Raw genomic sequence first — 9,875 nt, forward strand, 5'->3', positions numbered from 1 at the left:
GTCGCGCGGCGCGGCCCGCCCGGGGTGCTCTGCCCCCGCGTGGCCTGAGCCCCCGCACGCGCTGCGCGGCGGGGTCACGGGTCGCGCCGTCCCCGCGCGCCCCGCCGCCGCCCCGTGCGGCGGCCCGGCGGCGCGCGCCATGCCGTCCCCAGGAGAACCACCGTGTCCGCATCCCCCCGCGCCCTCGTGCGCCTCGCCGCCGGCCCCGCGCTGGCCGCCGCCCTCGTCCTCGGCTCCGCCGCCGCCGCGTCCGCGCACGTCCGCGTCATCCCCGAGACCACCGCCGCCGGCGGCTGGACCGTCCTCACCTTCCGGGTCCCCAACGAGTCGCCCACGTCCGCGACGACCCGGGTGACCGTCGACCTGCCGACGGACACGCCCCTGACGTCGGTCTCGACGCAGCCCGTGCCCGGGTGGACCGCCACCGTCGAGCGCGGCGCCCTGCCCGAGCCGGTCGAGGTCGACGGCGCCACGCTCACCCAGGCGCCGCTGCGCGTCACCTGGACCGCCGACGGCGCCGGCATCGGGGACGGCGAGTTCCAGCAGTTCGCGATCTCCGTCGGCCCGCTGCCCGCGGCCGGCACCGAGCTCGTCCTGCCCGCGCACCAGGAGTACGCCGACGGCGAGGTCGTCGACTGGGACCAGGTCGCCGAGGGCGACGAGGAGCCGGACAGCCCGGCGCCGACCTTCACCACGACCGAGGCGGCCGCCGACGGCCACGGGCACGGCGCGGCGGGCGCGTCGGGCGCCGGGGCCGAGGACGCCGGGGCGGGCGACGACGCCGGGGCGGGGGGTGCCGGATCCGACTCGTCGGCGGACGACACCGGGGCGCTGCCCGTGGTGCTCGGCGGGCTCGGTCTCGCGGCCGGCGTCGGTGCTCTCGTCGTCGCCGTGCTGGCGTGGCGGCGGGCCGGGGCGCGCTGAGTCGCGTCCCCCCTACGGGCGACGCCCCCGCGACCGGCTCGGTCGCGGGGGCGTCGTGCTGCGCGGGGGATGTACCGCGGGGGGTGTCAGCCCTCGACCGGGCGCTCGACCAGGTACGACCGGCCGTCCGCTCCGACCACCCGGACGAACTCGGTCCGCAGCGCCTGGTCGCGCTCGCGGTCGGCGTCGGCCACCTCGCGGTCGGGGGCCAGGGGGTCGCCGACCTGGGCCGGCCCGAACACGCTGAGCAGCGCCGCCTCGCGCCTGTCGTTCGCCCTGCCGATCTTGCCCATGCCCGCCGCCTCGTCCCGTCCGATGCTGAGTGCCCTCATCATATGCGCACGAATGATCCGCGCTAGCATCGGGGGTGTGACCCGACCTGCCCCGACCGCCGTCCCTGCTCCTGGGGCGGCTGCGTCGGACCCGGCTGCGTCCGGGGCGGCTGCGTTTGAGGCGGCTGCGTCCGTCGCCGACCCCGCCGCCGCCGACCCCGCCGCCGGTGACCCGCTCGCCGTCGAGGCGCAGGTGTGCCTCGCGATGTCCGCCGCCGCCCGCGCCCTCGTGGCGTTCTACCGGCCGCTGCTCGAGCCGCTCGGGCTGACGCACCCGCAGTACCTCGCGATGCTCGCGCTCTGGCAGCACGGCGACCTCACGCTCAAGGCGCTCGCGGCGCTGCTGCACCTGGAGCCGGCCACCACGTCGCCGCTGGTCCGCCGGCTCGAGGCGCTCGGGCTGGTCGAGCGGGCGCGCGACGGCGCGGACGAGCGGGCCCTCGCGATCCGCCTGACGGACGACGGGCGCACCCTGCGGGAGCGGGCCGTCGGCATCCCGGCCGCGATGGTCGACGGGCTGCGGCTCGACCTCGGCCAGGTGGCCCAGGTGCGCGAGGCGGCGCAGCTCCTGCTCGCCGCGTGCGAGGACGCCGAGGCGCGCCGGGGCTGACGCCGCGCCCGGCGCCGCGCCCGGCGCCGGGCGGACGGGGCCCGGGTCAGCGCCCGAGCGCGTGCTCCACCGTCGTGCACGGGTCGCCGGTCTCGCGGTACCCGCAGGCCGCGCGGCGCAGGAGCTGCCCGACCGCGGCGCGGTCCGCGGGGTCGAGCGCGCCGAACACCGCGTCCTCCGCGACGGCCATCCGGTGCTCCAGCTCCGCGAGCAGCGCCTCGGCGTCCGCCGTGGGGTGCACCCGGCGCTGCCGGCGGTCGACCTCGGCCACCCGGCGCTCCACCAGGCCGGCGCGCTCCAGGTCGTCGATCAGGTACGTCATCACCGTGCGGTCGATGCCGAGGCTCGCCGCCAGGGCGGCCTGGCTCGGGTGCGCCCCGCGCACCACCTCGCGCAGCACCAGGAACCCGCGGAACCCGTGGGGCACCGCCTCGACCGCCGACGTCATCGCGTGCTCGTAGGCGCGGAGCAGCACGCCGAGCGACCACCCGAGATCGGAGGCGGGGTGCGTCGTCTGCTCGCCGGTCGCCGTCATGCGGGGAATCGTACGCCCGGGCCCGTGGTTGAGCGAATCATCTGTTGGACATACGATCGTGCTGGCCGACGGGTGCGTCGGCGGATCGAGACGAGGCGGACATGACGGACTACGGCCACGACCTGCTGTTCGGGTCGTTCATCACGCCGAGCAACGCGGCGCCCGAGCGCGTCGTCGGGCTCGCGCAGCTCTCCGAGCAGGCGGGGCTCGACCTCGCCACCTTCCAGGACCACCCGTACCAGCCGTCCTTCCTCGACACCTGGACCCTGCTGTCCTACGTCGCGGCGCGCACCGAGCGGATCACCCTCGCGCCGAACGTCGCGAACCTCCCGCTGCGGCCGCCCGCCGTGCTCGCCCGCTCCGTCGCCAGCCTGGACCTGCTGTCCGGCGGCCGCGTCGAGCTCGGGCTCGGCTCCGGCGCCTTCTGGGACGCCATCGAGGCCATGGGCGGGCGGCGGCTCACCCCGGGGCAGGGGGTCGACGCGCTGCGCGAGGCCATCACGGTCATCCGCACCCTCTGGGACACGAGCGAGCGCGCCCGCGTGGACCTGCCGGGCGACTACTGGCCGCTCGCCGGCGCCAAGCGCGGCCCCGCGCCGGCCCACCCGGTCGGCATCTGGGTCGGCGCCTACAAGCCGCGGATGCTCCGGCTCACCGGGGAGCACGCGGACGGCTGGCTCCCGTCCCTCGGCTACCTCCGCAGCCTGAAGGACCTCGACGACGCGAACGCGCGCATCGACGTCGCCGCGCACGCCGCGGGCCGCGACCCGCGGGCCGTGCGCCGGCTGCTCAACGTCGGCGGGCAGCTCACCGCGCGACGCAGCACCGACCTGCTGTCCGGGCCGCCCGAGCAGTGGGTCGAGCAGCTCGCCGTGCTCGCCCTCGAGCACGGGATGAGCGCCTTCATCGCCACCGGCGACGACCCGACGCTGCTCTCCGTCCTCGGCCAGGAGATCGCGCCGGCCGTGCGTGAGCTGGTCGCCGCGGAGCGCGGCGGTTCCGCCGGAGTGGCCCCCACGGCCGTCGGGGCGGGGGAGCAGGCGTGAGCGGCGTCGACCTCGGGCACCCGCTGCAGCTCGGCGTCGAGCTCGTCCCGTCCGCGGCCGACCCCGGTGCGCCGGGACGGCTCGCACGGCGCGCGGAGGAGCTGGGGCTGGACCTGGTGGTCGTGGCGGACGGCGCGGGTGCCGGGAGCGGTGCGAGCGTCGGGAGTGACGCGAGCATCGGGAGCGGTGCGCGTGCCGGGGACGGTGCGGGAGCGCGGGAGGGCGCGGGCGCGCCGGACGGTGACGCGCTCGACGCGTGGACCGTGCTCGCGTCCGTCGCGGGCGCCACCGAGCGCGTCGACGTGGCGACCCGCGGCCTGCGGCTCGACGACCGGCCCCCGGCGGTGCTCGCGCGCGCCGTGGCGAGCCTGGACCACCTGGCGGGCGGGCGCGTCACGCCCGGGCTCGCACCCGGCTCGGACGGTGCGGACGCCGACGACGCGCTCGACGCGCTCGCCGAGGGCGTCGACGTCCTGCGGGGCATGTGGGCCGCCGCCGAGCCGGGGTCGCTCGTGCACGAGGGACGGCACCAGCGGGTCGCCGGCGCGCAGCGCGGTCCGGCGCCCGCGCACAACCTGGCCCTCTGGCTGGGTGCCGTGCCGGGTGCCGCCGACGCCGGGGCGCGGACGCTGGCCGCGCGCGTCGCCGACGGCTGGTGGCTGCCGGTGCCGGCGGGTGCCGCGGCGCAGCTCGACGTCGTGCTCGGCGAGCAGGCCGCCCTGGACGCGGCGCTCGCGGCGGCGGGCCGGGACCCGCGCGAGGTCCGGCGCGGCCTCGTGCTCGACGCAGGGGCGCTCGGCCTCGGGTCCGGTGCGGACGGGTCTGCGCCGGACGCGGGCGTGCCGGGCGCGGGTGTGCCGGATGTCGACGTGGCGGACGCCCTGGCCGCCCTCGTTCTCGAGGCGGGTGTGGGAACGCTCGTCCTCGGGGTCGCCGACGAGGCCGCGCTCGAGGCGTTCGCCGCGGTCGCCGCCACGGTGCGCGACCGAGTCGCCGCCGCCCGCGCGTCCCGCGGCACCCGGGTCGGCACGCTCCGGAGCGCCGCCGTGCGCGCCGCCCGGGCACCAAGCATCGACTACGACGCGATCCCCGCCGCCCTCGCCGGCGCCGCCGTCGAGCCCGGTGACGCCGGGTACGCGGCCGTCCGGTCCACCTACATGCGCGGTGGCCGGCCCGGGCTCGTGCTGCGGCCGGGCGGGACCGCCGAGGTGGTCGAGGCCCTGGCCTACGCCCGCGCCCAGGACGTCCCCCTCGCGATCCGCAGCGGCGGGCACGGCATCAGCGGGCGGTCGACCAACGAGGGCGGCATCGTGCTGGACCTGTCGCGGATGAACGCGATCGAGGTCCTCGACGTCGCCACCCGGCGGGTCCGCATCCAGCCCGGTGCGCGCTGGGGCGAGGTCGCCGCGGCGCTGCACCCGTACGGCTGGGCCCTCACCTCCGGCGACTACGGCGGCGTCGGCGTCGGCGGCCTCGCCACCGCGGGCGGCATCGGCTTCCTGGTGCGCGAGCACGGCCTGACGCTCGACCACCTGCGCGCCGCCGAGGTCGTCCTCGCCGACGGCTCCGTCGTCCGGGCGAGCGCCGACGAGAACCCCGACCTGTTCTGGGGCGTCCGCGGCGCCGGGGCGAATCTCGGCGTCGTCACGTCCTTCGAGTTCGAGGTCGACGAGGTCGGGGACGTGGGCTTCGCCCAGCTCGTCTTCGACGCCTCCGACACGGAGCAGTTCCTCGTCGACTACGGCGCCACGCTGGAGGCCGCCCCGCGCGACACCACGGCGTTCCTCATCATGGGGCCGCCCCGCGGCGGGATCGTCGCCGCGCAGGTCATGGCGATGGTCGACTCCGACGACCCGGAGACGATCATCGAGCGGCTGAACCCGTTCGCCAGGATCGCGCCGCTGCTCCAGCAGCAGGTGCAGGTCGTGCCGTACCCGGCCGTCGTCTCCGTCCCGCAGCGGCACACGTCCGACGGCGAGCCGGTCACGCGGTCCGGCATGGCCGAGCACCTCACCCCGGAGCTCGCTGCCGACGCCGCCCGGCTCGTCCGCAGCGGAGCCACGCCGTTCTTCCAGATCCGGGCCGCCGGGGGAGCCGTGCACGACGTGCCCGCCGACGCCACCGCCTACGCCCACCGGTCGGCGAACTTCAGCATCGTCGCCATGGGCAGCAGCCGGCGGCGGATCGACGCGATCTGGGACGCGATGGCGCACCACTTCGACGGCACGTACCTGTCCTTCGAGACCGACCCCCGGCCCGAGCGGCTCGCGGACGTCTACCCGGGGGCCACCCTCGAGCGGCTGCGCGAGCTCAAGCGGCGGTACGACCCCGAGGACGTCTTCCGGCACAACTTCTCGGTCGCGGAGCCGCCCGCCGTCGTGCTCTGAGGGCCGCTCGCGGCCGCGGCTCTCGGGGTACGACCCCGAGGGCGACCGGGGGTCGGCCTCCCCCGCGAGGAGGAGGCCGTGCACCCCGAGGGGGACCCCGTACGCCCGACGTCGGACCCGAAGATACGGCGCAGGGCCGATCCGCCGGGCGGGGTCGGCTTGCCAGGATGGACCCGTCAGCACGTCGAGGGCCGGAACGAGGAGCAACGTCATGTCGCCGCAGGTGTGGATCGTCGTCGCGGGCCTCGTGGCCGTGATCGTCGTCGTCGGCCTGGGCGACCTGGTCACCCGCGCCCGGGACGCACGCCAGCGCGTGCGCCGCTGACCCGCCGCGGGGGGATGCCGGGAGGAGGGCCCGGCACCGCCCGCGAGGCCGTGGCTCGCGCCACGCAGGACGACGCCCGCACCCCCGGGGGGAGGTGCGGGCGTCGTCGCGTGCTGGCTACTTGCCGATCTTGTCGTCGGCCTTCTTCTCGAGGTCGTCGATCTGCTCGGCGTTCCCGCCGCCCGACTTCTTCGCGGCGGTGTCCCCGGCCTTCTCGATGCCGGCGTCGCTCGCCTTCTCGGTGATGTCGTCCAGGCCCATGACGCGGTCCTCTCGTCGCTCGGGTGCTGCCGGCGGGTCGCGGGGCGGCCCGCCTCCGCCAGTCTCGGACGGGGCGCTCCGGGGCGCGACCGGGGGCGGGCGGGGCGGGCCGGTGGTCGGTCGGCCGAGCGGCCCGCGGCTGACCGCTCGGTGCGGTGGCGGCGTGCTCGGGCGCGGTCGTCGTGCGGGCGCCGAGTCGTCCACAGGCGCGGTGGCCGTGCGTCGTCCCCAGGACGGGGATCGGCCGCCGGGGTCGTGTCGGTGGCCGTCGGTAGTGTCGTTCCATGTCATCTGACCTGCAGGAACACCCCGACGGCGACCCGGTCGCCGCCGGGGTGCTGCCGGTCTACGGGCCCGACGGGACCTGCCTGACGGACTTCGGCCCGGACCCGGTCGTGGCGGCCGGTGGGGCGCCGCGCACGGGTGAGCAGCGGCAGGTCGAGGCGATCCGGTCCTGCGAGCCGGGGCCGGTGCTGGAGGCGTGGTTGCGGGGTCTGGACCTGGACGTGCTGTCTTCGAAGGTCCTGGTCGAGGTGATCGCCGCCCGCACGCGCATGGAGTCCTACCAGCACGCCGCGACGCTCGACGCCATCGCCGTGCTCGCCGCGCGCGAGGAGATGAGCCCGGACTGGTCCCCGCTGGCCGGTGCCCCGCCGACGCAGACCTGCGTGGCCGGCGACGAGCTCGCGATGCGGCTGGGCTGGCCCCGGGTGACCGCGACGAAGACCGTGCACCGGGCCCTGGTGCTCGACGGGATGCTCGGGGCCACCCGGGAGGCCCTGGAGGTCGGGCATCTCGACGCGGCCAAGGCCGAGGTCCTCACCGAGCTGCTGGCCGACCTGCCGTTCCAGGTCGCGCACGCGGTGGAGGACGCGGTGCTGCCCGACGCGCACCACTGCTCCGTGGCCCAGCTGCGCCAACGCGTGGCTCGCGAGATCCGCCTGGTCGATCCCGAGGGCGCCGCCGCCCGACGCGAACGCGCCCGCTGCACCCGGAAGGTCTCCCACCCCCGCCCGCAGCCGGACGGCATGGCCTCGATGTGGCTGGTCCTCGACGCCGCGGACGCGCTGCGCGTCGACGGGGTCCTGACCCACGCCGCGAAGACCGCCAAAGCCCTCGGCGACGACCGCACCCTGGACCAGCTGCGCGCCGACGGCCTCCGGGACCTGGTGGTCGGGGACGTCCCGGAGTCGGATGGTCCGGCGTTCGAGGTCCACCTGTCCCCGGCGCTGCCGGTGCAGCCGGAGCCGCGACGGTCGTGGAACGGGGCGACCATGACCGACCGGGACGGTGAGGTGCTCACGCGCCCGGTCGAGCCGATCCCGATCGCCACCCTCACCCCGCTCGGCGACACGGCGACGCACCCCGAGCCCCGTGTGGGCGACCCCGCCCCTGCGCGCGGAGCGCGACGCACGCCGACCGAGGTCCCGACCGACACCGGGGCCGAGCTCGGAGCCGGGGCCTCAGCCGACGCCAGGGTTTCGACCGACGGCGGGACCGGAGCAGGCACCACCACCAACGCCACCACGCGGAACCCATCGAGCGGAGCCACCCCACCCGCCCTGACGACCGGCACCGTCGCGCCCGCCACGGCGCGTCGCAGCTGCCTCCGCTGCTCGGGTCGTCCGGGCGCCGAGGTCCGCATCACCATCCCCGCATCCACGCTCCTCGGGCTGGACGACAAGCCCGCGCACCTCGACGGCCACGGACCCATCGACGCCGTCCAGGCAAGGGCGCTGGCGATCGGCGGGGTCTGGCGGCGGGTCGTCACCGACCCGGTCACCGATCGGGTCCTGGACGTCGGTCGCGAACGCTACCGACCACCCGCCGCCCTCGCAGAACTCGTCCGCATCCGGGACAAGACCTGCGCGGCACCCGGGTGCATGGTCCCGGCCTGCGCCTGCGAGCTCGACCACACCCAGGAGTTCCACCCGCGACCCGGCGGCGACCCCGACGCGCCCCTGGGCGGAACCGACGCCGACAACCTGGGCCCCCTGTGCCACCGGCACCACCGTCTCAAGACCGACGGCGGCTTCCGACTGCGGCAGATCGAACCCGGGCTCTTCGAGTGGGTCACTCCGACCGGGCACCGCTACCTCACCCGTCCCGGCACCGGGCAGATCCACGACGCCACGGCCGACCCCTACGACGCACCACCTCCCTTCTGAGCGACGGACTGCTCGCCCGGTCCGTGACGCGGCTGTCCGCCTCGCACCTCGCGCGACACTCCGTTCCCGACAGCACCGGCCGATCCGCGCCAGCACCCGGTGACCGCCTCCGTCCGCCTACGTCGGTCCGTAGGCGATCCCCTGCGCGTCCCGGAACCCACCCCACCCGCCATCTGCCGACCGCCGGCCAACACCTCGGGGTCAGCCGTCCGATCGACCTCTCGCGCGCGTTCGTCCTCCTGCGGTCGTGGACCTACCGCGTCGGCTGTAGGCGCGATCCCTCCCGGGGGATGACGACGCGAGGTGCCCGGGCGGGGGACGGTGGGAGCACGTCGCCGGACCTGCCGGCTGAGCGCTCGAGGAGGCACCGTGACCGGTCTCGATCCCACGGACCGCGCCGTCGCCGCGGCTCCCGCACGTCGACCCGGGCCCGCGACCTCCAGGGACCGGGGCGTCGGCACCCGTCAGAGCGTCGCCACCGTCGGGAGCCTCGCCACTGGCGGGAGCGTGCGCGCCGACCGGGGCGCGCGCGCCGACCGTGCGATCCGGCTCGCCTCGGCGCTGCACTCCGCGGGGGTGCGGGCGAACCACCGGGTGTCGCTGGTACTTGAGCCGGGCCCGGCGCGGTCGGCGACGGTCGCGGCCTGCCTCCGGCTCGGAGCGGTCGTGGTCGCGGCCAGCCCCGACCTGCCTGATGCCGAGGTCGCGTCCGCGCACGCCGCGGCCCGCCCGGACGTGGTGGTGGGGGACCGGCACGGGCTGCGCCTGGTCCGGCGCCTGCGGGGACCCGCGCTGTGGCTGGCGGCCGACCGACCGCGGCTGGCGGACCGGTTCGTGGGCGGGGCGCTCCCGCTCGTCGACCTGGTGACGCGGCACCTGCTCGTGGCCCTGCCCCCGGCACCGGACCCGCACGGCGACGCGGCGCTGCTGTTCGTGCCGCCGGACCGTCCGGGCGAAGGACCGCTCGGCGTGCACTGGACGCACGAGGACCTGGAGGCGCTCGCCGGGGCGTCGGGCCGCGCGGGGAGCGCCGCCCCGTGGGAGGTCGACGGTGCCGTGCCGGGTCCGGGGCGGAGGTCGGCTCCCCGAGGTGCCCGGGCCGCGTCGGTGCCGCTCGCGCTCGACGTGCTCGACGCGGCCGGCGGCTGGCGGCACCGGCACGCGAGCACCGGAGGTCCGGCGCCGGCCCGTCGGCCGGCGCTGGTCTAGCTGTACTCAGCCGTCACGTTGGTGACAGTCGGCTGGTCGGCGGTCGTCCGCCGAGTGCGGTGTGTGGTCTGTGAGTGT

Annotated in this window: 9 protein-coding genes; 6 read left to right on the top strand and 3 right to left on the bottom strand. The window is 77.1% G+C overall.

The features are described from left to right. Nucleotides 1–162 precede the first annotated feature (162 nt). Nucleotides 163–924: a YcnI family protein gene (locus KVT14_RS19100; protein ID WP_217617114.1), complete on the top strand. Its 762-nt coding sequence runs from the start codon at nucleotides 163–165 to the stop codon at nucleotides 922–924. Between the two features lie 86 nt (nucleotides 925–1,010). Here the strand turns inward: KVT14_RS19100 and KVT14_RS19105 are convergent, their stop codons facing one another. Next, the gene (locus KVT14_RS19105; RefSeq protein WP_254631333.1) at nucleotides 1,011–1,256 is read right to left on the bottom strand and encodes a hypothetical protein; all 246 of its coding nucleotides are present in this window, start codon (nucleotides 1,254–1,256) and stop codon (nucleotides 1,011–1,013) included. 37 nt (nucleotides 1,257–1,293) lie between these two features. Between KVT14_RS19105 and KVT14_RS19110 the strand changes: the two genes are divergently transcribed. Next, entirely contained in the window at nucleotides 1,294–1,866 is a 573-nt protein-coding gene (locus KVT14_RS19110; protein ID WP_308161171.1) for a MarR family winged helix-turn-helix transcriptional regulator, read from the top strand. 46 nt (nucleotides 1,867–1,912) lie between these two features. On the opposite strand, the gene KVT14_RS19115 is transcribed toward KVT14_RS19110, so the two are convergent. Further along, on the bottom strand, nucleotides 1,913–2,401 hold the full coding sequence (locus KVT14_RS19115) for a MarR family winged helix-turn-helix transcriptional regulator (protein WP_217617115.1): 489 nt from the start codon (nucleotides 2,399–2,401) through the stop codon (nucleotides 1,913–1,915). A gap of 101 nt (nucleotides 2,402–2,502) precedes the next feature. Between KVT14_RS19115 and KVT14_RS19120 the strand changes: the two genes are divergently transcribed. Then, nucleotides 2,503–3,447: an LLM class flavin-dependent oxidoreductase gene (locus KVT14_RS19120; RefSeq protein ID WP_217617116.1), complete on the top strand. Its 945-nt coding sequence runs from the start codon at nucleotides 2,503–2,505 to the stop codon at nucleotides 3,445–3,447. Then, nucleotides 3,444–5,834 (top strand): LLM class flavin-dependent oxidoreductase, encoded by a 2,391-nt coding sequence (locus tag KVT14_RS19125; protein WP_308161172.1) that lies wholly within the window; start codon nucleotides 3,444–3,446, stop codon nucleotides 5,832–5,834. The genes KVT14_RS19120 and KVT14_RS19125 overlap by 4 nt, the downstream gene beginning before the upstream one ends. Nucleotides 5,835–6,276: 442 nt before the next feature. Here the strand turns inward: KVT14_RS19125 and KVT14_RS19130 are convergent, their stop codons facing one another. Next, nucleotides 6,277–6,420, bottom strand: coding sequence for a hypothetical protein (locus tag KVT14_RS19130; protein WP_217617117.1), 144 nt, complete (start codon nucleotides 6,418–6,420; stop codon nucleotides 6,277–6,279). Nucleotides 6,421–6,704: 284 nt separating this feature from the next. On the opposite strand from KVT14_RS19130, the gene KVT14_RS19135 reads away from it, so the two are divergent. Both KVT14_RS19135 and KVT14_RS19140 read left to right on the top strand, forming a co-directional pair. Then, nucleotides 6,705–8,588: an HNH endonuclease signature motif containing protein gene (locus KVT14_RS19135; protein ID WP_217617118.1), complete on the top strand. Its 1,884-nt coding sequence runs from the start codon at nucleotides 6,705–6,707 to the stop codon at nucleotides 8,586–8,588. A gap of 507 nt (nucleotides 8,589–9,095) precedes the next feature. Continuing rightward, nucleotides 9,096–9,797 (top strand): AMP-binding protein, encoded by a 702-nt coding sequence (locus KVT14_RS19140; RefSeq protein ID WP_217617119.1) that lies wholly within the window; start codon nucleotides 9,096–9,098, stop codon nucleotides 9,795–9,797. Nucleotides 9,798–9,875 lie beyond the last annotated feature (78 nt).

Origin of the sequence: Cellulomonas sp. GbtcB1 (genome assembly GCF_019091725.1) — a bacterium.
Taxonomy (GTDB): Bacteria; Actinomycetota; Actinomycetes; order Actinomycetales; family Cellulomonadaceae; genus Cellulomonas.